We start from the raw sequence: 25,226 nt of genomic DNA, 5'->3' as shown, positions 1-25,226 counted from the left end.
AGAAGGCGGAGAAGTCTTAACGTGCAGGTTCGGACCTGCGAGTTGAAGGCGCAGCTAGGCCACTCCAGGTAATGGTATGGCGGGCTGCGCTTTTCCCATTTCCCTTCTTTCAAGGTGCCCCATGCTCCGGTGGAATACGTTAAGCATCCGAAAGAAACTCACCATCAGCAATTTCTTCCAGACGGCGGTCGTCACGGTGGTCCTGGTGGCGGTGGCCGCCATTCTCTTGAACGACCTGGGACGGAAGGACCTGCACCTCAAGGGCGCAACCCTGGCGGCCCTCTCGGCGGAGGCCTCCAAGGCCGCTGTGCAGTTCTCCGATGTCAGCCTTCTGGAAACGCAGTTCGACCAGCTGCTGGCCTCCGACAAGGACCTGAGCCTGGCGGCGATCCTGGTGAAGGACCCTTCCACGGGGGCGATCACCGTGATGGCGCAGAAGAAGGACGCCTCCTCGGCCGATGTGGACGTCCTGGCCTTCACTCGGGAACTGGCCAGCCGTCCCCCCGAAGGGAAGGGGGAACAGCGGCTCTTCTCCGCCCTCGGACGCGAAGGGCTGGCCGTGCCGGTGGAGGACGCCAACAAGAAGGCGTTCATGGTGATCGGCCTTCACCAGGCGAGGGTTCGCGCCCAGATCTTATCGGGCATCGGCCTGATGTCCCTGGTGGCAGCTTTGATCCTGGGCCTGGGCTTCCTGGGGGCGCGGTCCGTGGCAAGCGCGCTGATCCATCCCCTGGAGGTCTTCCAGGACCGGATGAAGGACATCTCCAGCGGGGGCGGCGACCTTACCGCCCGCCTCGAGGTGACAGGGGATGACGAACTTGCCCATCTGGCCACCCACTTCAACCAGTTCGTGGGCCACATCCAGGCCCTGGTCCTGGAGGCCATGAGCGTTTCCGCCAGCATCGCCTCGGGGACCATGGAGATCGCAGCTGGAATGAGCCAGATGGCCGACGCCGCCGACGCCATCGCCCGCAGCGCCGAGGAACAGAAGGGCAGCGTCGCCCAGACCAACGGGAGCGTCAGCGCCATCAACAATTCGTTGCGCCTGAGCACCCAGCAGGTGGATGGCGCTCTGCAAGGCTTTGACAACGCCCAATCGGCCGCCGCCAAGGGGGAATCCTGCCTGGAGGCCTCCGTGCGGGGCATGCGCGCCATCAACGAGAATGCGGTACAGATCGGCAACATTCTTACGGTCATCACGGAGATTGCCAACCAGACGAACCTCCTTTCCCTGAACGCGGCCATCGAGGCCGCCAAGGCTGGCGAGCACGGCCGCGGATTCGCCGTGGTGGCCGAAGAAGTCCGGAAGCTGGCCGAACGCAGCGCCCAGGCCGCCAAGGAAATCGCCACCCTGATCACTACCAGCGAGAAGGCCATCGAGGAAGGTACCACCACGGTGAATGCGGCGAACCTGGCTCTTCGGGACATCCGGGCGGCCATTCAGGAGAGCGACGGCCACATGCGGGCCGTAGGCACGGAGAGCCGCACCCAGAGCCAGGACACCGCCCGGATTGTGGAGGCCGTTGGGGCTCTCGCCGGCATTGCCGAGGGCAACGCCGGCGCCACCGAGCAGATGGCCGCCACCATTCGTGAAACGACGAGGACAGTCAATGACCTTGCCCATCTCGCCGAAAAACTGAATACCCTCGTCTCCCGGTTCCGGGGCTGAACCGGGACGTTTCCACCCCTTTGCCAAGGAGGCAAACCATGCGCTCGTTCCTCATCCCTATCGCCCTGGTGGCCCTGTCGCTGCCGGGCTTCGCCCAGACCGCCACCCGGGAGGACGCCAAGGCCCTCGTCAAGGAGGCCGTCGCCTACCTGACCAAGAACGGGCGCGAGAAGTTCATCAACGAAGTGCAGTCGCCCAAGGGCGCCTTCCACTTCCAGGCGGGCCAGAAGAAGGACCTGTACATCTTCGTGTACGACGAGAAGGGCGTGGTGGTGGCCCACGGCGTGCGCCTGGACCTCGTGGGCAAGAACCGCTGGGATTCCAAGGATCCCGACGGCAAGCCCTGGATCCAGGACTGGACCAAGCTCGTGCAGGCCAAGGGCAGCGGCTGGATCGAGTACAAGGAGCTGAACCCCTCGGCCGGCAACAAGGTCATGCACAAGGCCTCCTTCGTCGAGCTGAAGGACAAGATGATCATCGGCTGCGGAATCTACCAGTAGGCCGCACACTTCCGTGACATCCGGCCCATCGGTGACACGATCGTGGCCGAACGAGGCCCCCGGCATCACGGTCCTGTAACATTCCCGGACGCGCCTTGACGAACGAACGGCCGTAACCGATACCTTGGCAACACGATCTTTGGATATGACGAAGCGGCGCGGAACCCCAGGGTCCGCGCCGCTTTCCCGTACCCGGAGACCCCCAGCCCAAGGAGGTACCATGTCCGCCCGCGACCGTTGCCCTCGGCCTGCCGAGATCCTGCCTCCCACCCTGCTGTTCAACGCCGTGCACCAGGCGGCGCCCCCCACGGACCGCCTGGCGAGCCTGATGCTCGCCTGCGGCGTCTACGCGGCCCTGGGCGCGGCGGTGCTGGGCGGGGCCCGGCACCTGGCCACCCGCGGCCCCATCTCCACCCTTCCGCCCGTGGTCATCTTCGACCCCGAACCCCCCACGGTCCTGCCCTCGGTCAAGGTGGACCCGCCCCCCTCCGGCGGCCCGGTGCCCGCGGGATTCAGGGCCGTCCAGCCGCCCCTGGACACCAACACCCTCCCCGACTATACGCCGGCGTCCCTCCCCACCACCAACCGGTCCGGGGAGATCGCGGGCGACCCCAACGCACCCGTGGGCCCCCGGGTCGTGGGCCTCCCCCCGGGCCCCGCCCCCACCCCCCAGGCCGCGCCCCGCGCCGCCCAGGTGGTGGAGCTGGAAACCCAGGCCATCCGGGTCCTGCACCAGGTCCCCCCCGTGTATCCGGCCCTGGCCCGCCTGGTGAGGGTGCAGGGGCCCGTGGAGCTGCGCATGACCATCGACACCTCCGGCGCCCCCACGGACATCCAGGTCATCTCCGGCCCCCACCCCCTGCTGGTGAACGAGGCGGTGCGGGTGGCCCGGCTCTGGCGCTTCCAGCCCGCCCTGCTGGACGGGACCCCCGTGGCGGCCACGTTCCGCCTGACCGTGGCATTCCGGCTGGAAAGATGAGGTAGGCTGTTCCTTTGGAGCAAGCCCTTGATCGCCCTTTCCGACGTCAGCAAGCAGTATGGCAAGCAGATCCTGTTCATCGATGCGTCCTTCCAGCTGAACCCCGGCGAGAAGGCCGGGCTGGTGGGGCCCAACGGCGCCGGCAAGTCCACCCTCTTCCGCATGATCCTGGGGGAGGAGAACCCCGACGACGGCGTGGTGAGCGTTCCCAAGAAGCTCTCCATCGGCTACTTCCGGCAGGAGGTGGACGAGATGTCCGGGCGTTCCGTCCTCGACGAGGCCATCGCCGGGAGCGGGCGCCTGGGGGATCTGCACCACGAGCTCACGGACCTGGAACACGCCATGGGCGACCCGGACCGCGCGGACGAGCTTGAGGCGATCATCGACCGCTTCGGCCACGTGCAGGAGGAATACCAGCACCTGGGCGGCTACGAGCTGGAGACCCGGGCCCGCACCACCCTGGAGGGCCTGGGCTTCGAGCCCGCGCAGATCGACGGGGACGTGGGGGCGCTGTCGGGCGGCTGGAAGATGCGCGTGTCCATGGCCAAGGTGCTCCTGGGGCGCTTCGACGTGCTCCTGCTGGACGAGCCCACCAACCACCTGGACATCGAATCCATCCTCTGGCTGGAGGGCTACCTCAAGTCGGTGTCGGCCACCCTGCTCATGACCTCCCACGACAAGGACTTCATGAACCGCATCGTCACCAAGGTCATCGAGATCGACGGCGGCGACATCGTCACCTATTCCGGGGACTACGACTTCTACGTCAAGGAGCGGGAGACCCGGGAGACCAACCAGGAGGCGGCCTACGCCCGCCAGCAGGCCAAGCTGGCCAAGGAGCAGCGCTTCATCGAGCGCTTCTCCACCCACGCCGCCAAGGCCGCCCAGGTGCAGAGCCGGGTCAAGGCCCTGGACAAGATCGAGCGCATCGAGCTGCCCAAGCGCCGCAAGGTGGTGAAGTGGGACTTCCGCCTGCCCATGCGCAGCGGCGAGGACGTGGCCATGCTCGAAGGCGTCTGCAAGGGGTACGGAGCCAAGAAGATCTACAACGACTTCGACTTCCACGTGCGCCGGGGCGAGAGGTGGTGCGTCATGGGCAAGAACGGCGCCGGCAAGTCCACCCTCCTCAAGATGGTGGCCGGCGCCCTGGAGCCGGACGCCGGTTCGGTGCGCCTGGGCGCCAGCCTGCGCCTGGGCTACTTCGCCCAGCAGTCCCTGGACCTGCTGGACCCGGAGCTGACGGTCATCGAACAGCTCATGCAGGACTTCCCCATGGAGGGCCTCGGCGTCCTGCGCAACATCCTGGGCGCCTTCCAGTTCAGCGGCGACGACGTGGACAAGCGCATCCGGAACCTGTCCGGCGGGGAGAAGTCCCGGCTGGTCATGGCCCGCATGCTCTTCAACCCGCCCAATTTCCTGGTGCTGGACGAGCCCACCAACCACCTGGACCTGGCCACCAAGGAGATGCTCATCGAGGCCCTGAAGGACTTCGAGGGCACCATGCTCTTCGTGTCCCACGACCGCACCTTCCTGCGCGGCCTGGCGAACCGGGTGCTGGAACTCGGCGGCGAGGAGCACGCGGGACCCCTGAAGTACCCCGGCACCTACCAGGAGTACGTCGCAAGCACCGGCCGCGAGGCCCCCGGCGTGCACAGCTGATGACGGCCCGCGCGCTGACCCTGCCCGCCCCCTTCGTCACGGAGGGCGGGGCGGTGCTGGCGGGAGCGGAGGTGGCCTACGAGGATTACGGCAATCCCCTGGGCCCGGTGATCCTGCTGGGCCACGGCGGCCTCTCGTCCCAGCGGGCCACGGACTGGTGGGGCGGCCTCATCGGGCCCGGGAGGCCCTTCGACACGGACCGGTACCGCATCCTCAGCCCCAACGCCCTGGGCGGCATGTACGGCAGCTGCAGTCCCCTGTCCATCGACCCCGCCACCGGCCGGAACTACGGCCCCACCTTCCCGGCCATCACCCTGGTGGACCAGGTGCGCTTCCAGGCGGCCTTCCTGGACGCCCTGGGCGTCGGCCGGCTGGCCTGCGTCGCGGGCCCGTCCATGGGTTCCCTTCACGCCCTGACCTTCGCCGCAACCTACCCCCACCGGGTGGACCGGGCCGTGGCCGTGGCCACCGCCGCCCGCATGACCGCGTCGGGCATGGCCATGCACCACTTCATGATGAACACCTTCCGCGCCGATCCCGGCTTCAAGGAGGGCTGGTATCCCCCCGGCACCCCCCTGGCCGCCGCCCGCATCATCTGGCAGGTCATGAAGCTCTACTACACCAGCGAGCAGCTGTTCCGGGAAACCTGCACCCAGCCCCACGCCCCCGGCGCCCAGTCCCGCCGCTCCGCCCGGGCCCAGGCCTTCCTCACCGCCCGCCAGGAGGCCGGCAGCGCCCCCTACGACGCCAACTGCTTCATCGCGTCCCTGAACGCGATCAACAGCTACGATCTGGGGGAGGGATTCGCGTCCCTGGAGGAGGGCGTGAGGCGCATCCAGTGCCCGGTCCTGCTGGTGAGCGTGGACACCGACAACGAATTCCCCCCGCGTGAAGCCGGGGAACTGGCCGCGATCCTGAACGCCGCGCGGCCGGGGCAGGCCACGACAGCCCTCATCACGTCCATGTGGGGCCACCTGGGCTGCGTCCAGGAACCCGAACAGCTGGGATCCATCCTGGAAGCCTGGCTGCAGGAATAGCTTTTTGACCCTTTTTTTGGTTCTTCACGGATTTCCGGGGAAGGCCGCACGGATCTTGAGGAAGAAGTAGGCCTCATCCCGGTACCCATAGGCGATCCGCTTCAGGACCTTGATCTTGTTGTTGATCCCCTCCAGGATGCTGGTGTTCAGGTGCCACCGGCAGTGCGAGAGGATGTCCTCGATCCGCTTGGCCAGGTTTTTCGCAAAACGTACCAAAGGCGGCAGGCCGCTTGAGGTGGCCATGGCCAGCCAGTTCTCCCAGGCCTTCCGGGCCCAGCCCTCTCGCTTAAAGCCCCACAGGGCCTTAAGGGCGTCCTTCATGACGTAGGCCGTCATGAGGGCTTGGTTCGCCTCCAGGAGCGCGTTGAGCCTGGTCTTGCTCTCCCGGTTGGGCAGGTTCTCCCAGTTGCCCAGCAGGAGCCACTTGGCCCCCTTGATGAGTTCCCGGGCGGCCTTGTCGTCCCGGCACCGATTGGCCTCGTTGACCCGGATTCGGTCGAGCACCTGCTTTCCGAAATTGGCCAGGACATGGAACTGGTCCAGGACGATCTCGGCATTGGGGCAGTGTTGGCGGACTTCCGCTTCGAAAGTGGGGGACATGTCCATGGCCACCGCCGCGATCTTGCGGCACCGCCGCTTGCCGAGCCATTCGAAGAAGGGCCTGATATCCGCCTTGCCCCGGCCTTTGCCCACCCAAAGCACTTGGCGGGTTTCGGTATCGGCGAACACCGTGGCGTAGCTCTGCCCCTTATGGAGGGCGAACTCGTCCATCATGAGCAGCCGGACCTTGCCTGGTCTGGCTGGCTCCAGCGTGCGCTCCAGATAGGCCTTGTCGATGTCCTTCACTGTGCCCCAGTGGAGGCCATAATGCTCGGCAGCCCGCTTGATGGGCATGACCTTGCACATGCGGGCCACACTCTCGGCCATGCGGTTGGTGACCCGTGCATAGGGTTCCAGCCAGTCCAGGGCCTCCAGCTTGGGTCCGCAGGCAGGGCAGGCCACCCGGGCACGCCAGACCACCAACACGGTATCCGCGTCGAACACGGGCAGGTCCCGGATCTCTCGCTGGGACCAGTCGTGCACCGCTGAAACCTTGCGCTGGCAGCCGCTGCAGGTCCGAGGGTGGACACCGAAGCCGAGCAACTCGATCCAGACCTGGGCGCGGGTACCCTTCTCCCCCGGTTCGAACCTTTCCACGGTTCCGACGCGATGCCCTTTCCATCCGCCCAAACGGGCAATAAGCTCCTTGGTAGGCAGCAGCGGCCTCCTCTCATCCTGGTTTCTCGACAACTCCAAGATGCCTGAAGTCCACTGCTGCCGACCTGTTACCCGATGAATCCGGCAATCTCGATCGAAGGGCCTATCGCCGAGGCGCCGAGGAGCCGAGGATCGCCGAGGAATAAAAAGAAGATCTTTTCTCGGCGAACCTCGGCCCCTCGGCGCCTCGGCGATAAGCTTTTCGTTTCAACTTACCTGGATGACGGGCTCAGAACGGCCCCTATCGACCGGACCCGGCCTCCTCGTCAGCACCAAGCTAAAGTGAGTGTGGGTCGGCGCCACCCCTCAAATCCGTGAAGAACCCTTTTTTTGCCTCTGCTAAAGGATCTCCACGGACAGGATCTTCGTTCCCAGTTCCAGGCCGTCAAGGATCGGCAGGGCGGTGGCGGGATCCTCCACCTCGCCCACCCGGGTGTACCTCCCCGTCAGGTGCGGCGCGGCGTTGGTGGTGATGAAGAACTGGCTGCCGCCGGTGTCCTTGCCGCTCAGGGCCATGCCCACGCTGCCGGGGCCGTACCAGGCCAGGCTGTCCTCGCAGCGGACGGTGTAGCCGGGGCCGCCGTCCATGGTGTCCACGGGGCTGCCCATCTGCACCACGAAGTCCGGGACGACGCGCGGGACGAGGCGGTCATTGAAGAAGCCCCGCCGGGCCAGGAGCACGAGGTTGGCCACGTTGATGGGGGCGTTGACGGGGTCGAGGGCCAGGACGACGCGGCGGCCGCGCTCGAAGGTGATACGCATGCGCACGGGCTTGCCGGAGCGGGCCAGGCGCAGGGCCTCGTCGCGGATGAGGTCCTCCAGGAAGGGGGTCTTCGGGGCAGCGGGCCAGGGGGTGGAGGGGTCCACCTTGGCCAGGAGGGTGTAGGCGTCGAGGCGGGCCGTCCAGCAGGGGTGTTCCAGGAACCGCGCCAGCAGGGCACGGCGCTGGGGTTCGGGCAGTTTCCAGCGTTCCAGGGCGGGCAGCAGGGCCTGGACGGCATCGTACATGGGCACGGTCCAGAGGCGCTGGACCAGGGCCTCCAGGTTGCCGGGGGCCCGGGGCAGGTCCTCCAGGGCGGCGGCCAGGGCCAACGGATCGGTGGAGCTGAGCAGGACGGAATCGTAGCGGTCCGCATCCTGGGGCGCGTGCTTGCGCAGGGCCTGCAGGTACCAGCTGGACAGGGGGCCGCCGTAGTTGCGGAATGCGTTCCGTTTCAGTTCGGTCAGGGCGTCGGGCTCGAGGGCGGGCAGCTTCCCGAAGTATTCCAGGGCGGCCATGCGCACCTGGATGCGGTCGGAGCCGAGGGCCTTCAAGGCCAGGGCGCTGGCGGCGGGGTCGGGCGTGGCGGGGAGGCCCTCCAGGAGCCGCTGGGCGGGGCCGGGGCCGGACGTGGAGGCCAGGGCCCCGGTGAGGAGGTTGAGGTGCTCCTGGGCCCGTTTGTCCCAGGGCCCGCGATTCCAGGCGTCCAGGTAGGCGAGGTGGAAGGGGTCGTTCATGCGCGCCTCGCCCTTCTCCTTCCCGGCGAGCACCAGGCGGAGGTGGGCCGCGCCGCCCCGGACGGGGTCGGTCTTGCCGGCCTTGAACAGCGCCTCCATGAAGGCGATCACCGGGGGATGGACCACGGCGCCGTTGAGGATCGCCGTGGCCAGGGGCCCTTCCAGGTGGAGGTGGGCGGGCCAGGTGGCGGCGTCCGCGGCCGTGAGGCTCTCCAGGGCGCTGAGGGCCTTGGGGGACTTCAGGCGGTTGAGGAAGTGCAGGGCCGTGAAGCGGTCCTGGGGCGTGACGGCCTCCAGGGCCCTGGCTTCCCAGACGGGCGCGGTGGGGTTGGCGAGCCACGGGGGCAGCAGGGCGGGGGCGCCCGGGGCGCCGATGCGCTTCAGGGTCAGCTCCAGGCGGGCGCGGTCGGCGGGGGGCAGCGCAGCCATCACCTCGGGGGCGAGCACCGGGGGCTTCCGGTCCCACTCGGCCTTCACCGCGTCCACGGGCGTGAAGGTGGCCTGGATCGCCGGGGGCGCGGCCTGGCTGGAGAGGGTGGCCACCAGGGTGAGGAAGGAGCTGCGGGCGTGCGGGAAAGGCATGAATTGATCCTTGGAGTAGGACTTATCTTACGCGAGGATGAAGGCCGGAGGCTGACTTGAACGACGTTGCGCCCATGGGGGCCCACTGGGTGCGTTTCCCGCGCTTCTTCGGGGACGCGATGATGATCCACGGCGCCATCGCCCGGCTGCGGGCGGCGGGCCTGCCGCTGGTGGCCTGGGGCCCCGGCTGGATCGTCGATCTCTTCGCCGGGAGTCCCGACTACGTCGCGGCCGTGCCGGATCCAGAGCGCAAGTACAGTCCCCTGAAGGCCGCGCAGCTCCTGCGTGCCCACCGTCCGGCTTCGCTCATCAACTTCCCCAAGAGCAGCCGCCCCGCGGTGGCGGGCCTGCTGGCCCGCGTCCCCCTGCGCCTGGGCTGCGGGGACCGGGGCGCCTCCCTCTTCTACACGCATAGCATCGCCTTCTACAAGCAGGACACGCCCTTCGTGGAACGCTACCAGGCCGTGGTGGCCCAGGCCTTCCCCCAGCTCCCCGAACCGGCGTCCTTCCTGCCCTTCCGGCCCCGGGCCGAAGCCCTGGCCGAGGCGGCCGAGCGCAAGGCGTCCCTGGGGCTGGAGGCTTACGTGGTGCTGGCCCCGGGCGCCAACTGCGCCTGCAAGCGCCTGTCGGTGGATTCCTTCGCGGCCCTGGGAACCCGGCTGGTGGCTGCGGGGATCACGCCGGTGATCCTGGGCGCGGGCCCGGTGGACCTGGCGCTGGCCGGGCAGATCGTCGAGCGGGTCCCCGGGTCGGTGGACCTCACGAACCAGGGCGGGCTCGCCCTCTCCGCCGCGTGGATCGCGGGGGCCAAGGCCCTGGTGGGCATGGACTCGGGCCTCGCCCACATCGCCGCGGGCTGCGGGACTCCGACGCTCGCCATCTTCGGACCCACGCGCCCCCGCCACTCCGCGCCCTGGGGCCCCCGGGTGCGCACCGCGCGCAAGGAGGGCCTCCCCTGCCTGGAATGCATGGGCGTCATCTGCACGGTGGAAGGGAATCCCTGCATGACGGCCCTGGCCGACGACTACCTCTGGGACGAGCTGCAGGCCGTTTTGCCTTGAATCCTCGCGGGTTTTGGAGCATCCTTCCGGGGAAAAGCATGCTCGAGGGGTGCCGATGTCGCAGCGCGAGGTGTTCCTGGCAGCCCAGCGAACCATCGCGTTGGTGCTTGCGGGAGGCCGCGGCAAGCGGCTCCTGGACCTGACCCGCAGCCTCTCCAAGCCGGCCCTGGCCTTCGGCGGGAAGTACCGCATCATCGACTTCACCATGAGCAACTGCGTGAACTCCAACATCCGCAAGATCCTGGTGGTCACCCAGTACAACTCCCACAGCCTCCTGGAGCACCTGCAGTTCGGCTGGACCTTCCTGAACGGCAAGTTCAACGAGTTCATCCACGTGCTGCCCGCGCAGCAGAGCCTGGAGAGCGACGCCTGGTACAGCGGCACCGCCGACGCGGTGCACCAGAACGTCGAGACCCTTGCCGCCCGCCGGCCCGAGAACGTCCTGGTGCTGGCGGGCGACCACATCTACAAGATGGACTACCGCCGGTTCCTGGAGGACCACCTGGAGAAGGACGCGGACCTGACCATCGCCTGCCTGGAGGTGCCGCTGGCGGACGCCCGGGAGTTCGGGGTCGCCCAGGCGGACGCCACCGGCCGCATCGTGTCCTGGGTGGAGAAGCCCCTGGAGCCCACGCCCGTGCCGGGCCGGCCGGACCTCGCTTTCGCCAGCATGGGGATCTACCTGTTCAAGGCCGACTTCCTATACGAGCAGCTGGCCCGGGATGCGGCAGATCCGGCCTCCTCCCACGACTTCGGCAAGGACGTCATCCCCTACCTGGTGCCCCGGGCGCGGGTGTTCGCCCACCGCTTCGAACGCAGCCACATCCGCAACATGGACAAGCCGCCCTACTGGCGGGACGTGGGCACGGTGGACGCCTATTGGGAGGCCAACATGGACCTCACCAACGTGGATCCCGAGCTGAACCTCTACGACTACGACTGGCCCATCTTCACCCACCAGGAACAGCTTCCGGCGGCCAAGTTCGTGCACAGCGGCCCCCACCGCAACGGCGTGGCCATCAGCAGCCTCGTGTCGGCGGGGTGCATCATCTCCGGAGCCACGGTGCACCGTTCCCTGCTCTCCAGCAAGGTGCGGGTCCATTCCCACGCCTACCTCCACGAGGCGGTGGTGCTCCCCGGGGCCGACATCGGCGAGCACGCCCGGCTGCACCGGGTCGTGGTGGACCGGGACTGCCGGGTTCCCGAGGGGCTGGTGGCGGGGGAGGACCCGGCGGCGGACGCTGCTCGCTTCCATCGCACGCCGGGAGGTGTAACCCTGATATCCCAGCGGATGTTGGACAACCTGCAGGACGGCCGATGAAGATTCTCCACGCAGCCACGGAACTGTTCCCCTACGTGAAGGTGGGAGGCCTCGGCGACGTCATGGCCGCCCTCCCGGGCGCCCAGCGGGCCCTGGGTGCCGACGCCCGCCTGCTGCTTCCGGGGTTCGGGGCCTTCCTGAACCAGATCCGGGACCTGGAACCCGCGGGCGGCTTCCCGGACCTCATGGGGCAGGGGGAGGCGCGCCTGCTGCGGGGCACCACCGCCGACGGCGTGCCCGTTTACCTGCTGGACCATCCGGGCCTCTACGACCGCGCGGGCGGACCCTACGCGGAGTACGGCGACAGCCACCTGCGCTTCGCCGCCTTCGCCTGGGCGGCCTCCCAGCTGGGCCGGAACGGCGACTGGGCCGGCTGGCGCCCCGACATCCTCCAGGCCCACGACTGGCAGACCGCCCTCATCCCCGCCTACTACGCCCAGGACCCGGGCCGCGTCCCCCTCACCGTCATGACCATCCACAACCTGTCCTACCAGGGGATCTATCCCGCCGCCCTCCTGCCCGAGCTGTGGCTGGGGCCCAGCATCTTCCACCCCGAAGGGGCCGAATTCTACGGCAAGCTCAACTTCCTGAAGGCGGGCCTGGCCTTCGCGGACCGCATCACCACCGTCAGCCCCACCTACGCCAAGGAGATCCAGCAGCCCGAGGCGGGCAGCGGCCTGGACGGCCTCCTCGCCAACCGGAGGCGGGACCTCGCCGGCATCCTCAACGGCGTGGACAACGCCATCTGGAACCCCGCCACCAGCCCCCACCTGGAGCACCACTTCGACGCCCGCCACCTCTCCGGCAAGAAGCTCAACAAGAACCTCCTGCAGCAGGAGACAGGCCTGGACGAGTCCCCCGGCGACCCGCTCTTCGGCGTGGTGAGCCGCCTGGCCGAGCAGAAGGGCCTGGACCTGGTGCTGGAGAACGTGGCCTACCTGCTCCAGCTCAACGCCCAGCTGGTCATCCTGGGCACCGGCGACCCCGTCCTGGAGCAGGGTTTCGCGGCCGCCGCCAAGGCCCACCCCGGCCGCGTGGCGTGCGTGCTCAGCTACGACGAGGGCATGGCCCACCGCATCCTGGCCGGAAGCGACGTGATGCTCGTGCCCAGCCGCCAGGAACCCTGCGGCCTCACCCAGCTCTACGCCTTGCGCTACGGCACGCTCCCCCTGGTGCGCCGCGCCGGGGGCCTGGCGGACACCGTGGTGGACACCAACGCCCAGTCCCTGGTGGATTCCACCGCCACGGGGTTCGTGTTCAAGGAGGCAAGCAGCTGGATCCTAGGGGAGACGATCGGCAGGGCCTGCAGGCTGTACCGGGAGGATCCCCGCACGTGGGCCAGGATCCAGAAGCACGCCATGGCGCAGAATTTCAGCTGGAAGGCGTGCGCTAAGGATTATCTGGAGCTGTATGAAGGGATGAGGCGGAAGGCGAGGGGGGAATAGGATTTCCTCATCCCGTGTGGAACCGCCTCGGGCCCCCAATGCCCTTTATTTCGGCGGTCAGCTGCTCGTCCTCCTAGCTCACTTTTCCCAGCGGGCGAACCACCCGCTGGGGGCGGGTTTGTGCCAAATCATAGGCCGCCTGAAGATTCAGCCAAAATTCAGGGGTAGTGCTCAATGCCTTGCTGAGAAGCCATGCCGTATCCGGCGTAACCCCGCGCTTTCCACGAACGAGTTCATTCACCCGCTGGGTGGGTACACCAATTGGGCTGCAAGATGAACCTGGGTAATATCCAGTCAAGCCGCATCCCTGCTTGTTCTGGTAAACGGTGAGGTTTGCCCTTTCCCCAGGACCCGGAACCGGCGGTGGTCGGAGACGCGTTGTCCTTCGTGGGCCAGGTCGCTCACCTCGAATCGTTCCGAAGCGGTGTCGTAGCTGGGCGCCACGCAGCAGAGGCGGTCGTGCCGGGACCAGCCGTGTTGTGGTAGTTCGGGGAGAACCTCAGGAAGCCGGCTGCAGCGGCCGCGCGAAGACCCCGAAGTTGTTCCCGTTGGACCGCTGCTGGGGCTCCCCGCCGGCGTTGCTGCTGGAGCCCATGGCCACGCCGCTGGGGTGGTTCACCAGCCTGGGATGGCCGTCCACGTCCCGCACCAGCGCGGTGGAGCCGCCGCCGTCCAGGTTCAGGCCGTCGGTGGCGCCGAAGCGGACCAGCCAGTCCACCACCTCCTCCATGGTGGCGCCGACGCTGTAGCCTTCCTGGCGGCCGTCGATGACCAGGAGGATCAGGTGGCGGCCGTCGCGGGTGAGGCCCACGGCGGTGCGGGGGTGGGTGGCCTTGTTGAACTTGGTTTCGGAGATCGTGCGGACGCCGTTCGCCAGCACCACCTCGGACCCCGCCACGGCGGTCCAGAGGCCGCCGGGGGTGAAGCCGGGGCCGGTCTTCAGGATGGCGGCGAAGTTGTCCCGGGTGGCCACGAGGGCGGAGGCGCCGATGCCCTTGGGCACGGCGGGGGAGACCACCTCCCCGCGGGCCATGGCCAGGCCCAGGAGGTCCTTGTCGCCGGGGGTGCAGCAGGGGTCGTAGAAGTTGGCGTTGATGGCCACCTGGAGGCGGTGGTGGGCCAGGAATTCGCTCGTGGTCTCGCTTATGGTCTCGATGGGTCCGGCGTGGGGGGTCGTGAAGAGCTCGATGCCGGGTGCCCGCAGGTCCACCCGCACGGCGAAGACCTTCTGGCGGCGGGGTTCGGGGGCGTCGCCGGTGGCGATCTCCACGCCCTGGTAGGCGGGGACCCAGGGGCCCGCCTTGAGCTGGGCCCGCAGGGGGGCGATGGCGACGAGACAGGCAACGGCCCAGAGGGCCCCGCGGATTCTCATGGGGGGTCTCCCGGTCAGAACGTGAGGCTCAATCCTACGGTCAGGGTCGAGACGGTCAGCTTGTCGAAGGCCACCTGGGCGGGGGTGGTGTAGCCCAGGGCCTTCAGGTCCAGCTTGCGGGTCTGGGCCTTCATGGTGGTCGACTGGTAGCGGGCCTCCAGGGCCACGGAACGGGTGATCTGGAAGCCGAGGCCGGCGCAGTAGTAGGGGACGAAGTTGTTGGCGTCGTAGTTGCTCTTGACCGGGCCGGCGGCGGCGCTGGTCAGGTCGAAGGTGCCGGTGCGGTTGGCCGAAACGTAGGCGACGCCCAGGCCGGCCAGCACGTAGAGCCGCGCGGGAAGGCTGCGGACGTATTCGGCCCCGTAGGTGAAGGCGTAGGTCTCGTTGGTGGTGTTGGCGGGGTAGGTGGCCTGGGCCCAGCCGGGCACCGTGAGCGTCTCGGGGGTGGTGCTGCTGCCCTTGAAGGTGAAGTACCCGAAGCGCATGCGCACCGAGTCCTGGCCGCCCAGGTTGTAGGTGTCGGTGACGTCCAGGGCGGCGCCGACGCTGGAGCCCACCCACTGCTTGGCGCCCCCGGAGGGCTGGGCCATGCCGATCTGCGCGCCCCAGGTGCCGCTTTCGGCGTGGAGGGCGCCGCAGGCCAGGAGGGCCGCGGCGGTGCTGACGATGGCGCGCAGGGAGGTGCCCATGAACGGATTCCTTTTGGCTGTATGGCGAAGGCCCATGGATGCAGTGTAAGGCATCCCGCCCCGGGAAGCCACGCCGCCGCCCGCCCCAGGGGGGGCGGGGACGGATGGTGAATTCAAGTTCAGGGGGTGGGCATCTGGCAGGAGGAGGCCACGGCGGCGGGCAGGTAGCAGTTCCGCACGTAGTCCATGACCATGCGGTCGGCGTTGAAGCGCCAGGCCAGGGTGCGCATGGAGCGCTGGATGGCGTGGATCCACTGGCGGGGAACACCGTTGGCGTCCTGCCGGTAGTACATGGGCACCACCTTCTCCTCCAGGAGCCGGAAGAGGGCGTCGGCGTCGCGCCGGTCCTGCACCTCGGTGGACTCGTGGATCTCGCCGTTCCCGATGGCGAAGCCGTTCTCGCCGTCGTAGGCCTCGGCCCACCACCCGTCCAGCACGGAGATGTGGAGGCCGCCGTTCATGACCACCTTCATGCCGCTGGTGCCGCAGGCCTCCAGGGGCCGCCGGGGGTTGTTGAGCCAGGCGTCCACGCCCTGGTAGAGGTTGCGTCCGATGTGGATGTTGTAGTTTTCCACGAACAGGATGCGGTTGCGGAAGCGCGGGTCGGCGGTGAGCTGGCCCACCTTCTGGATGAGGGCCTTGCCGGGGCCGTCGGCGGGGTGGGCCCGGCCGGCGAAGATGAGGTTCACGGGGCGCTGGGGGTTGTTCACCAGGGCGTCGAGGCGGTCCAGGTCCGTGAAGAGCAGGTCGGGGCGCTTGTAGGGCACGAAGCGGCGGGCGAAGCCGATGGTGAGGGCGTCGGGCTCCAGCGGGGCGGGCTCGAGGGGCGGAAGGCCCTGGCGGGCGCGCATGGCGGTCTGGCGCTCGCGCACGAGCTTGAGCATGCGGCCCTTGAGGACCTTCTTGATCTCCCAGATCTCGGCGGGGTCGATGGCGGCGATCTTGGTCCACAGGTCGGGGCGCACGATGCCTTCCATCCAGTTGACGCCCAGGTGGGTGGTCATGAGGGTGTTGAGCTCGGAGGAGAGCCAGCTGGGCACGTGCACGCCGTTGGTGATGTGCCCGATGGGCACGTCGTGCTCGCTGCGGGTGGGCCAGAGGTGCTGCCACATGGAACGGGCCACCTTGCCGTGCAGGGCCGAGACGCCGTTGGCGCGCCGGCAGTGCTTCAGGGCGAGGACGGTGGGGAGGAAGGGGGACCCCAGGTCGCCGGGGTTGGTGCGGCCCAGGCCCAGCACGTCGTGCAGGGGGAGCCGGAGGCCCTCGGCCAGGGCGCGCAGGTGCTCCTCGGCGAGGTCGGCGGGGAACTTGTCGTGGCCGGCCTCGACCGGGGTGTGGGTGGTGAACACCGTGCCCGACGCCGCCTCGGCGATGGCGGCCCAGGGCTCCATGTCGTCCTGCTGGATCCGGTGGCGGGCCCATTCCAGGATGGCGAAGGCCGAGTGGCCCTCGTTGAGGTGGATGACGCTGGGCGTGATGCCGAGAGCCCGCAGGGCCCGCGACCCGCCCACGCCCAGGAGGAGCTCCTGCTGGATGCGCATGCGGTTGTCGCCGCCGTAGAGGTTGGCGGCCAGGGCCTTGTCCTCCTCGCTGTTGGCGTCGTCCCGGGTGTCGAGCAGGATGAGGCGGATGCGCCCCACGTGGCATTCGAGGACCTTGGCCCACACCAGGCGCCCGGGGAGTTCCACGCTCACGCGGGCGGGCTTGCCGTCGGCGCCGATGGCCGGGTACACGGGCAGGTCCTCGAGTTCGAAGGGCTCACTGACGTCCTGCTGCCAGAAGGTTCCGTCCAGCATCTGGGTGGTGTAGCCGCGGTGGTACATGAGGCCCACGCCCACCAGGGGCACGCCCAGGTTGCTGGCGCCCTTGAGGTGGTCGCCGGCGAGGATGCCCAGGCCGCCGGAGTAGATGGGCAGGGACTCGTGGATGCCGAACTCGGCGCAGAAGTAGGCCACGGGGCGGGACTGGAGGCTGCCGGCGTGGATCATGCCCCAGGTGGTCAGGGGGTTCAGGTACTCGTTGAGCTGGCGCAGGGCGCGGTCCGTGCGGGTGGCGATGTCCACCTGGTCGGCGCGCTTCTCGAGCAGCTCGGGGGTGATCTCCTTGATCACCCGCACCGGGTTGCGGTGGGCCTTGTGGTAGATGTCCAGGTCCAGGTCCCGGAAGATGGCGCGCACTTCCGGGCGCCAGGTCCACCAGAGGTTGCGGGTCAGCTTCTGGAGCTTCTGTTGGAGCGTATCCATGTATTCAAGCCTTTCTGGGGGGGGCGGGTTGAGGAAATGACCATCTTAGCCGAGTCTGAGCACGACCACCCCCAGGGGGGGCAGGGTGAGCTCCACGGACTGCGGGAAGCCGTGCGCTGCCAGGGGTTTCGTCTCAACGGCGCCGCCGTTGCCGAAGTTCTGGCCCCCGTATAAAGAGGCATCGGAGTTGAGGACCTCCAGGTACCTGCCGGGGGCGGGGACCCCCACGCGGTAGCCGGTGTGGGGCATGGCCGTGAAGTTCAGGACGGCCACGGCGAAGGAGCCGTCGTTGGCCTTGCGGATGAGGGCGAGGGTGCTGTTCCTGCGGTCCTCGCAGTCGATCCACTGGAAGCCGTCCGGTGCGCAGTCCCGGTCGAAGAGGGCCGGCAGGCCCCGGTACAGGGTGTTGAGGTCGCGCACCAGGCGCCGGACGCCCTGGTGCTCCTGGAATTCCAGCAGGCCCCAGTCCAGGGCCTTGTTGTGGTCCCACTCGTGGTCCTGCCCGAACTCGCAGCCCATGAAAAGGAGCTTCTTGCCGGGGTGCAGGAACTGGTAGGCGAAGAGCAGGCGCAGGTTGGCGAACTGCTCCCACCGGGTGCCGGGCATGCGCCACAGCAGGGACTTCTTGCCGTGCACCACCTCGTCGTGGGAAAGCGGCAGCATGAAGTTCTCGGTGTCGTTGTAGAGCATGCTGAAGGTGATCTCGCCGTGGTGGTGCTTGCGGTGCAGCATGTTCCGGCCGAAGTAGGCCAGCGTGTCGTGCATCCAGCCCATGTTCCACTTGAACCCGAACCCCAGGCCCCCCACGCTGGTGGGCCGCGAGACCATGGGCCAGGCGGTGGATTCCTCGGCCACGGTGCAGGTGTCGGGGAAGTGGGAGTAGACCACCTCGTTCAGCCTGCGCAGGAAGGCCACGGCCTCCAGGTTCTCCCGGCCGCCGTAGCGGTTGGGCAGCCACTGGCCCTGGGCCCGGCTGTAGTCCAGGTAGAGCATGGACGCCACCGCGTCCACCCGCAGCCCGTCGATGTGGAAGCGGTCCAGCCAGAACAGCGCGTTGGCGATGAGGAAGTTCTGCACCTCGGTGCGCCCGTAGTTGTAGATGAGGGTGCCCCAGTCCATGTGCCGGCCCTTGCGGGGGTCGGCGTGCTCGTAGAGGTGGGTGCCGTCGAACTCGCCCAGGCCATGGGCGTCCCCGGGGAAGTGCGCCGGGACCCAGTCCAGCAGCACGCCCAGGCCCTCCTGGTGGCAGCGGTCCACGAACTCCTGGAAGTCCTGGGGCGAGCCGTAGCGGCAGGTGGGGGCGAACATGCCCAGGGGCTGGTAGCCCCAGGACGCGTAGAAGGGGTGCTCGCTCACGGGGAGCATCTGGATGTGGGTGAAGCCCATCTCCTTGGCGTAGGGGATGAGGGTGTCGGCCAGCTCCCGGTAGCCCATGAAGCCGCCGTCGTCCCGGCGGCGCCAGGAGCCCAGGTGCACCTCGTAGATGCTCATGGGGGCGTCGAAGCGGTTGCGCTTCCAGCGCTCGGCCATGAAGGCGCCGTCCTGCCACGTGTGGCCGCGGGGATCGTGCACCACCGAGGCGGTGCCGGGGGCGTGCTCGCACTGGAAGGCGAAGGGGTCGGCCTTCAGGGGCAGGACCTTGCCGGCCGCGCTCTTGATCTCGAACTTGTAGAGGTCGCCGGGGGCCATGCGGGGGATGAACAGCTCCCAGACGCCGGAGCTCGCGAAGGGGCGCATGATGTGCCGGCGCCCGTCCCAGTTGTTGAAGGTGCCCACCACGCTCACGCGCCGGGCGTTGGGGGCCCACACGGCGAAGTCCACGCCGGGCACGCCGTCGCGCTCCGAGGGGTGGGCGCCCAGCTTCTCGTAGAGGCGCAGGTGGGTGCCTTCGGCCATGAGGTAGACGTCCAGGTCGCCCAGGGCGGCGCTGAACCGGTAGGGGTCGTCCATCTCCAGGGGCTCCGGCCCCCACCCGTGGACCCGGAAGTGGTAGGGGAACCACTTGCGCAGCCGCGGCAGCACGGTCTCGAAGATGCCCTCGGGGTGCGTCATGCGCAGCTCGGCCACCACCTCCCCGGCGGGTTCCTTCACCAGCTCGACTTTCGTCGCCCGGGGCGCGAAGACCCGCGCCTCCAGCCCCGAGCCGGGCAGGGGGTGGAGCCCGAAGACGTAGGCGGGGTTGGAGCAGTCCCCGTTCAGGAAGGCTTGCGCGTCAAAACCTTGATCAGCCATTCGGTTTCCTCGGGGGGTGTCCGTCCAGTGTAAGCCAAACCCGCAACGCTTCGGTGACGCTCCAGGCCTGGGCGTCGCAACCCCTCTGGGCATGGGGGGCGTCGCCGTCCAGGATCTCCGGGAGCTGGCCCAGGCAGCCCGAGGCCAGCAGTCCGTCCAGGGAGCCCAGGATGGCCCGGGCCGCCTCCACGGCCTGGGGCTGGAAGCCGTAGGCCGCGGCCAGGGCCTCGCAGAAGGTGGGCAGGAGCCACACCCAGGCGGTGCCGTTGTGGTAGGCGGGCTTGCGCCGCGTGTCCTCGTCCCCCTCGTAGCGGCCCCAGTAGGGGTGCATGGGGTCGTTCAGGAGGCCCGAGGGGCCCAGGATGGGCAGGGGGGAGAGCACCGGCAGCGGCGCCAGGGTGCGCATGCCGCCGGGCACGAGGAGGTGCCGGGCGCAGGCCGCCACGGCCCGCTGGGCCCTTGCGCCCTCCACGAGGCCCAGGCTCACCAGGAAGAGCTGGTTGGGCCGCAGGTGGCCGTCGCCCCGGGCGAGGGCGGCGGGAACGCCGTCCCGGGCCTCCAGGTGGTCGTGGAACCAGCCCAGCTCCTCGTCCCAGAAGAGGTCCAGCGAGGCCCGGGCCCTCGCCTCCAGCCCGGCCCAGCCGGGGCCCAGCCGGCGCAGGAGCCGGATCCACAGGGCCTGGATCTCCACCGGGTAGCCCTGGCGGGGGGTGCCGGCGGGGTAGTTGGTGTCCATCCAGGTGAAGTGGGAGGGGCTCCACACCAGGCCCGAGTCCGCGTCCACCTTGATGCCGTTGGGCGTGCCGTCGCGGTAGCCCCGGGCGATGGCCTCCAGCACGGGCAGGAGGTCCTCGGCTCCGGCCTCCTCGGCGGCCAGGGCGAACCACAGCGGCGCGTCCGAGGTGTCGCGGTCGGCGGTGGAGTCCGCCGAGAGGGCGTTGGGCAGCGTGCCCCGGTCCTCGAAGGCGGCGAAGGTGCGCAGGATCCCGCGCACCTCGTCGACCATGCCGCCGGCGAGGAGGCCCCGGGCGGCGATGAAGGTGTCCCGGCCCCAGTCCAGGAACCAGGGATAGCCGGCGATGACGGTGAGGCCTTCGCCCCGGCGGGCCAGGAAGGCCCGGGAGGCCAGCCACAGCTGGAGGCCGAAGCTGTCCTTGGGCAGGGCGGAGCGGCCCAGGGCCTCGGCGCGCAGCTGGGTGAACCGGTGCAGCTCGGCCGGGGCCGGTTCGGTCGGGTCCGCGCAGAGGGCGAGGGTCACCGCCCCGGGGCGGTCCAGGGGCAGCTCGAACCAGCCCGGGCTCCAGGCGTCGCCCTGGGCGGTCATGCCCCGGGAGGCCTCCACGGGGTGGGGGATCCCCAGGCACCACTCGGGATCCGCGTGCCAGCGGCCGCGGTCGGTCCAGGCCGCGAGGCGCCGGTCCGGGCCGGGCTCGAAGAGGAACCCCATGCCCCCCTCCCGGTCCCTGGTGCTCGTGCGGAAGTAGTGGTCGGCGCCTTCGTTGGCGGTGGTCTCGGAGTGGTAGCCGCGGTCCTCCAGGTCCAGGCGCACGGTGAGCACCACGGAGGGGCCCTCGGGCAGGTCGGTCCCGATGGGCGGGGGCCCGTCGGGGCGGCGGAACCTCGCCACCACGGTGTTGCGGTCCGGCAGCAGGTCGATGGTCAGCTCCACCTGCACCACGCGGCCGTCGCCCGCGGGTGCCGCGAAGACCCAGCGCGCCGGGGGCCCGGCCGTGAAGTGCACCAGGTTCCCGCTGTCCAGGGGCGTCAGGAAGCCGTCGGCGTTCACCCAGGCCCGCAGGCGCTTGGCCAGGACGTGGCGGTCGCAGGGGACGGCGGGGTGGAGGTTGGCGCCCAGGAGGCAGTCGTACTTGGAGGCCACCGTGCCCAGGTCGGCCCGCAGGCGGGCCATGCCGCCCCGGCCGTTGGTGAGCAGGCAGGAGCCCTCCTTGGCGTGGCGCGGGAAGGTGGGGTCCGGGGACAGGAGGCGCACCTTGCCGGCAGGCGGGGTGCGGGCCTCCTTGAACCGCTCCAGCTGGATCTCGGCCTCCAGGGGGCGCGGAGCCCGGGCCAGGAGGGACGGGGGGACCGCCGCCACGTGCCCGGCGTCCGAGGGGATGCTGCGCAGGTGGATGGGCCCCAGGCCCGGGACCCGCAGGGACACGGCGAAGGGGGCGGCGTCCTCCACCAGGAGCCAGTGCTCCGGGGGCAGGGGCGTCACCCGGCCCAGGTCCTGCAGTCCCCAGCGGATGACCCGCGGGTAGCCGTTCCGGGCGGCGCGGATGGCGGCGGGGAGATCGGCCCGGACCGCAGCGGGGTCGAGGTAGGCCAGGGAGGCCAGGAAGGCGGCGGGGTCGGAGCCGGCCAGGGCGGCCACCTCCTGCCAGGCGGAGGGTCCCAGGGTCTCGGCGGGCAGGACCGTGGCCAGGGCCTGGTAGGCCCAGGCGGCCTGGGCGCGCCGCGCCCGGTACTCGGGGCCCGCCAGGCCCCGGGGGGTGCTCGCGGCAGCCAGGCAGTGGGCGGCCCAGGGCCGCAGGACGAAGGTCACCGAGCCGCCCGGGTTCTGGCGGAGGCGGGGGAAGGCCTGGCCCAGGAGGTCCAGGGAGGGGCGTTCCAGCTCCTCCCAGGCGGGGGCGGTGAGCAGCCACTCCTGGGGCTCCATGGTGAGGTTCACGAGCACCAGCACCTGGTCCCGGCCGTCCCAGGACGCGCGGCGCAGGGCCAGCACCGGGGATTCCCCGGAGCTCAGGCGCTCCAGGCGCGCCCCGTCGAAAAAGCAGGGGTGGGAGCCCAGCAGGTGGTTGAGGGCCGCCAGTTCCTCCACGAGGTTCTCGGCCGCGCCCCAGGCCATGCCCCGGGACTGGTGCACCTCGATCTTCTCGGTGGCCAGCCACTCCACGCCGCCGGTGAAGCCGAAGGTGCCGCACAGGCTGGTGAGGGCGCACAGGCGGTTCCGGTGCAGGGACCAGTCGGCGCCGCGCTTGGCGAGGCGGTCGTTGTCGTGCGTCTCGCTGTAGTGCACCAGGGGGCCGATGCGGCCGCCCTGGTGCGCGGCGTGGTCCAGGTAGGCCGCCACGTCGCGGGGGGAGTAGTTCTGGAAGAGCTCCGAGTACGCCCACTGCATGCCGCCCTCGGTGAGCAGGGTCTCCGTGAGCTCCCACGCGCCGCCCAGGCCCTCCAGGAGAAACACCGCGTCGGGGAATTCCTGGCGCACCCGGGCCACGATGTACTGCCAGGCCGGGAGCGGCACCATGTAGCCGGCGTCGCAGCGGAAGCCGTCCACGCCGCGCCGGCACCAGGTGAGCAGCGATTCCGCCACCACTTCCCAGAGGTGGGGCTCGCGGTTGTCCAGCTCCACCAGGTCGCCCCAGGTGGTGCCCCAGGCGCCGGGGCTGTGGAAGGTGCCGTCGGGGTTCCGGTGGAACCACTGGGGCCGGCCCTCCATGAGCCGGGAGCCCCAGCCGGTGTGGTTGACCACGATGTCCAGGAAGACCAGGCCCGAGCGCAGGTGCACCGCGTGGGCCAGCTCCTGGAACTGCTCGACGCCCGTGGTGCGCTCGTCGAACTCCACCAGGGCGGGGTCGATGGCGGTGAGGTCCTGCTGGGCGTAGGGGCTGCCGAAGCGCCCGAAGCGCGCGAAGGTCGTGGGGGTGGGGCCCAGGGGCAGCAGGTGGAGGATGCGGCAGCCCAGGGTCCCGAGGATGTGGGGCACGCAGGCGGTGAGCTCGCGCAGCTTGCCCGAGGGGGGGATCACGGTGAAGCCGCGCTGGTCCAGGCTGTTGAGCTGCTCGTCCAGCACGGGCTCCCGGGTGCTGCGGCCGGTGCGGGAAGGCCCGAACATGCGGGGGAAGGCGCAGTAGATGGTGTTGCCGGTGCGCAGGTGGTCGGGGTGGACGGAGATGCCCACGTCGGCGCCGTCGGGCCAGTGCTGGGTGCCGGCCTCGTCCAGGCGGTAGGCCTTGGCCCGGAAGTAGCCCACCTCGGTCAGGGGCAGGTCCAGCTCCCAGAGGCCGTCCCGCTGGGTCAGGGGGATGTCCCGCCAGGAGGCGCCGGCGAAGGTGCGGGTGCCGCTGGTGACGGCCCCGGAGAGGGCGATGACCTCCTGCCGGGCCTGGGCGCCCCGGGTGAGGTTGGTGCGCAGGAAGGCCGGGCCCTGTCCCTCGAGCGTGAAGCGCACGCGGTCCCCCACATACCGAACGATGCGGCTGCCGGGTGCGGGGGTCATGGCTGGCTGGGACAAGGGCACCTCGGGAAAGGGGCTACGGTTTCATTTCGGCCGCCGGGAGGCGGAAGGTGAATATGGCGCCCCGGCCCGGTTCGCTTTGCACGTCCACCTCGCCGCCCATGAGCACGGCCAGGTGCTTGACGATGGAGAGGCCCAGGCCGGTGCCCGGCACGCCCCGGGTGGCCGGGGCCCGGAAGAAGCGCTCGAAGATCCGGGGCAGGTCCTGCGAGCCGATGCCCGGGCCCTGGTCGGCCACGGAAAAGGCCAGGGCGTCGCCTTCCAGGCGCGCCGCGACCCGCACCTCGGATTCCGGGGGCCCGAACTTCACGGCGTTGGACACCAGGTTCTCCAGGAGCTGGCCCAGGCGCATGGGGTCGGCCCGGAAGGCGTGGCCCGTGGCGCCGGGTTCCACGTCGGACAGGATGCGCACGTTCCGGACCCGGGCCAGGGGCTGGACGCTCTCCAGGAATTCGGTCATGAAGGGCCCCACCGTCAGGGGCCTGGCATCCAGGCGCAGGGCGCCGGTCTCGATGCGGCTCAGCTCCGAGATGTCGTCCAGGAGCATGACCATGCGGTCCAGGCTGCGCAAAATGATCTTCAGGCTGGTGTCGCCCTCGGGGAGGACGAGGGCCCCGTCCTGGAGGTTCTCCACCGCCACCCGGATGCCCGTCACCGGCGTCTTCAGCTCGTGGCTGGCGTTGGAGATGAACTTCTGGCGGGTGGTCTCCAGGGCCTCGAAGTGGGTGATGTCGTCCAGGGTGACCAGCACCCAGGTCCCCTCCCCCGCGGGGGCGGGGAAGGGCACGGCCCGCAGGCGGATGGTCCTGGGGTTGCGCTTGAGGGTCCACTCCCGGAAGGCGCCCCCGTAGGCGTCCTGGAGGTTGCGCAGGCTCTCGGGCTCCCGGAAGGCCGACACCAGCGACTCGCCCTCCCCCAGGTGGCTGGAGGCGCCCAGGATGGTCCGGGCCTTGGGGTTGAAGAGCCGGATCTGGCGGTCCAGGCCCAGGAGCACGATCCCCGTGCGCAGGTTGGCGAGAATCTGGCGGCGCACCTGGTCCTCGGCCTCGACCTCGTTGGCCAGCCGGTGGTTCTCCGCCTCCAGGGCCGACCAGGCCCGGGGCAGGGCGCGGAACAGCTCCTCGCCCTTCTCCGGCAGGGGGATGGCCGCGAGGAGCCGGGCCATGGTCTCCCGGTGCCGCTTCATGGACAGGTGGAGGGAAGCCCCGCCCCCCGCCGCCGCCAGGAACCCGGCGACCCTCAGCACCGGCTCGATGTCGCTGGCCATGAGCGCGCCGCCCGCCAGGGCCAGGGCCCAGGGCAGGAGGGGCGTGGTCATCCGCTGCGACAGGTCCGGATGAGCGTTGGGCATGGTCTGGGGCTCCTTGGGTCCATTGTCCCGGCTATTCCCTGGGACTGATAGGGTTCTCCGGAAATTCCCGGCTATATGTTGAATTGATTGTT

The 25,226-nt window shown here is 69.6% G+C and carries 17 protein-coding genes; 8 read left to right on the top strand and 9 right to left on the bottom strand.

From position 1 onward, the window contains the following. Positions 1–121: 121 nt before the first annotated feature. The 5 genes from ACZ5MC_RS14690 to ACZ5MC_RS14670 all read left to right on the top strand — a co-directional run bounded on the left by ACZ5MC_RS14690 (position 122) and on the right by ACZ5MC_RS14670 (position 5,844). Positions 122–1,669: a methyl-accepting chemotaxis protein gene (locus tag ACZ5MC_RS14690; protein ID WP_306601254.1), complete on the top strand. Its 1,548-nt coding sequence runs from the start codon at positions 122–124 to the stop codon at positions 1,667–1,669. Between the two features lie 38 nt (positions 1,670–1,707). Beyond that, complete coding sequence (locus ACZ5MC_RS14685; RefSeq protein WP_306601253.1) at positions 1,708–2,169, top strand: cache domain-containing protein; 462 nt, start codon at positions 1,708–1,710, stop codon at positions 2,167–2,169. A 220-nt stretch (positions 2,170–2,389) separates the two neighbouring features. After that, positions 2,390–3,148, top strand: a complete 759-nt coding sequence (locus tag ACZ5MC_RS14680) for an energy transducer TonB (protein WP_306601252.1) — start codon at positions 2,390–2,392, stop codon at positions 3,146–3,148. A 27-nt stretch (positions 3,149–3,175) separates the two neighbouring features. Further along, positions 3,176–4,807 carry an ABC-F family ATP-binding cassette domain-containing protein gene (locus tag ACZ5MC_RS14675; RefSeq protein ID WP_306601251.1) on the top strand — a complete coding sequence of 544 codons (1,632 nt, stop codon included), beginning with the start codon at positions 3,176–3,178 and terminating at the stop codon, positions 4,805–4,807. Next, positions 4,807–5,844: an alpha/beta fold hydrolase gene (locus ACZ5MC_RS14670; RefSeq protein WP_306601250.1), complete on the top strand. Its 1,038-nt coding sequence runs from the start codon at positions 4,807–4,809 to the stop codon at positions 5,842–5,844. Before ACZ5MC_RS14675 ends, ACZ5MC_RS14670 begins: the two co-directional genes overlap by 1 nt. Positions 5,845–5,868: 24 nt before the next feature. On the opposite strand, the gene ACZ5MC_RS14665 is transcribed toward ACZ5MC_RS14670, so the two are convergent. Together ACZ5MC_RS14665 and ACZ5MC_RS14660 are read right to left on the bottom strand one after the other, a co-directional pair. Next, positions 5,869–7,041 carry an ISL3 family transposase gene (locus tag ACZ5MC_RS14665; RefSeq protein WP_464516144.1) on the bottom strand — a complete coding sequence of 391 codons (1,173 nt, stop codon included), beginning with the start codon at positions 7,039–7,041 and terminating at the stop codon, positions 5,869–5,871. Between the two features lie 399 nt (positions 7,042–7,440). Continuing rightward, positions 7,441–9,180, bottom strand: coding sequence for a peptidylprolyl isomerase (locus ACZ5MC_RS14660; RefSeq protein ID WP_464516143.1), 1,740 nt, complete (start codon positions 9,178–9,180; stop codon positions 7,441–7,443). A 56-nt stretch (positions 9,181–9,236) separates the two neighbouring features. Between ACZ5MC_RS14660 and ACZ5MC_RS14655 the strand changes: the two genes are divergently transcribed. From ACZ5MC_RS14655 to glgA, 3 genes are read left to right on the top strand one after another with little or no spacing between them, the layout of a single operon-like run. Then, positions 9,237–10,241, top strand: a complete 1,005-nt coding sequence (locus ACZ5MC_RS14655; RefSeq protein WP_306601247.1) for a glycosyltransferase family 9 protein — start codon at positions 9,237–9,239, stop codon at positions 10,239–10,241. A 55-nt stretch (positions 10,242–10,296) separates the two neighbouring features. Further along, positions 10,297–11,562: a glucose-1-phosphate adenylyltransferase gene (glgC, locus tag ACZ5MC_RS14650; RefSeq protein WP_464516142.1), complete on the top strand. Its 1,266-nt coding sequence runs from the start codon at positions 10,297–10,299 to the stop codon at positions 11,560–11,562. Then, the gene (glgA, locus tag ACZ5MC_RS14645; RefSeq protein ID WP_306601245.1) at positions 11,559–13,007 is read left to right on the top strand and encodes a glycogen synthase GlgA; all 1,449 of its coding nucleotides are present in this window, start codon (positions 11,559–11,561) and stop codon (positions 13,005–13,007) included. The genes glgC and glgA overlap by 4 nt, the downstream gene beginning before the upstream one ends. A 73-nt stretch (positions 13,008–13,080) precedes the next feature. On the opposite strand, the gene ACZ5MC_RS14640 is transcribed toward glgA, so the two are convergent. From ACZ5MC_RS14640 to ACZ5MC_RS14610, 7 genes are all read right to left on the bottom strand, one after another. Then, positions 13,081–13,248, bottom strand: coding sequence for a HigA family addiction module antitoxin (locus ACZ5MC_RS14640; protein ID WP_373432547.1), 168 nt, complete (start codon positions 13,246–13,248; stop codon positions 13,081–13,083). Between the two features lie 258 nt (positions 13,249–13,506). After that, the gene (locus ACZ5MC_RS14635; protein ID WP_306601244.1) at positions 13,507–14,379 is read right to left on the bottom strand and encodes a phosphodiester glycosidase family protein; all 873 of its coding nucleotides are present in this window, start codon (positions 14,377–14,379) and stop codon (positions 13,507–13,509) included. Positions 14,380–14,393: 14 nt separating this feature from the next. Further along, positions 14,394–15,068, bottom strand: coding sequence for an outer membrane beta-barrel protein (locus ACZ5MC_RS14630; RefSeq protein ID WP_464516141.1), 675 nt, complete (start codon positions 15,066–15,068; stop codon positions 14,394–14,396). Positions 15,069–15,187: 119 nt separating this feature from the next. Continuing rightward, positions 15,188–17,311: an alpha-glucan family phosphorylase gene (gene glgP / locus ACZ5MC_RS14625; RefSeq protein WP_464516140.1), complete on the bottom strand. Its 2,124-nt coding sequence runs from the start codon at positions 17,309–17,311 to the stop codon at positions 15,188–15,190. Between the two features lie 45 nt (positions 17,312–17,356). Beyond that, on the bottom strand, positions 17,357–19,543 hold the full coding sequence (glgB, locus tag ACZ5MC_RS14620; RefSeq protein WP_464516139.1) for a 1,4-alpha-glucan branching protein GlgB: 2,187 nt from the start codon (positions 19,541–19,543) through the stop codon (positions 17,357–17,359). After that, positions 19,536–23,780, bottom strand: coding sequence for an amylo-alpha-1,6-glucosidase (locus tag ACZ5MC_RS14615; protein ID WP_464516138.1), 4,245 nt, complete (start codon positions 23,778–23,780; stop codon positions 19,536–19,538). Before ACZ5MC_RS14615 ends, glgB begins: the two co-directional genes overlap by 8 nt. Before the next feature lie 19 nt (positions 23,781–23,799). Further along, on the bottom strand, positions 23,800–25,134 hold the full coding sequence (locus tag ACZ5MC_RS14610) for a sensor histidine kinase (protein WP_306601239.1): 1,335 nt from the start codon (positions 25,132–25,134) through the stop codon (positions 23,800–23,802). Positions 25,135–25,226 lie beyond the last annotated feature (92 nt).

Source organism: Mesoterricola sp. JemC181 (assembly GCF_055384585.1).
Note: the sequence above shows the minus strand (reverse complement) of the source record. Positions and strands in the feature narration are given on the sequence as shown.

What these genes read in the sequence shown, in the direction of transcription:
- ACZ5MC_RS14680 (WP_306601252.1), top strand. Translation starts at nt 2,390, where the DNA reads ATGTCCGCCCGCGACCGTTGCCCTCGGCCTGCCGAGATCCTGCCTCCC.
- glgC (WP_464516142.1), top strand. Translation starts at nt 10,297, where the DNA reads ATGTCGCAGCGCGAGGTGTTCCTGGCAGCCCAGCGAACCATCGCGTTG.
- ACZ5MC_RS14635 (WP_306601244.1), bottom strand. Translation starts at nt 14,379, where the DNA reads ATGAGAATCCGCGGGGCCCTCTGGGCCGTTGCCTGTCTCGTCGCCATC.
- ACZ5MC_RS14690 (WP_306601254.1), top strand. Translation starts at nt 122, where the DNA reads ATGCTCCGGTGGAATACGTTAAGCATCCGAAAGAAACTCACCATCAGC.
- ACZ5MC_RS14610 (WP_306601239.1), bottom strand. Translation starts at nt 25,134, where the DNA reads ATGCCCAACGCTCATCCGGACCTGTCGCAGCGGATGACCACGCCCCTC.
- ACZ5MC_RS14660 (WP_464516143.1), bottom strand. Translation starts at nt 9,180, where the DNA reads ATGCCTTTCCCGCACGCCCGCAGCTCCTTCCTCACCCTGGTGGCCACC.
- glgB (WP_464516139.1), bottom strand. Translation starts at nt 19,543, where the DNA reads ATGGCTGATCAAGGTTTTGACGCGCAAGCCTTCCTGAACGGGGACTGC.
- ACZ5MC_RS14630 (WP_464516141.1), bottom strand. Translation starts at nt 15,068, where the DNA reads ATGGGCACCTCCCTGCGCGCCATCGTCAGCACCGCCGCGGCCCTCCTG.
- ACZ5MC_RS14670 (WP_306601250.1), top strand. Translation starts at nt 4,807, where the DNA reads ATGACGGCCCGCGCGCTGACCCTGCCCGCCCCCTTCGTCACGGAGGGC.
- glgP (WP_464516140.1), bottom strand. Translation starts at nt 17,311, where the DNA reads ATGGATACGCTCCAACAGAAGCTCCAGAAGCTGACCCGCAACCTCTGG.
- ACZ5MC_RS14685 (WP_306601253.1), top strand. Translation starts at nt 1,708, where the DNA reads ATGCGCTCGTTCCTCATCCCTATCGCCCTGGTGGCCCTGTCGCTGCCG.
- glgA (WP_306601245.1), top strand. Translation starts at nt 11,559, where the DNA reads ATGAAGATTCTCCACGCAGCCACGGAACTGTTCCCCTACGTGAAGGTG.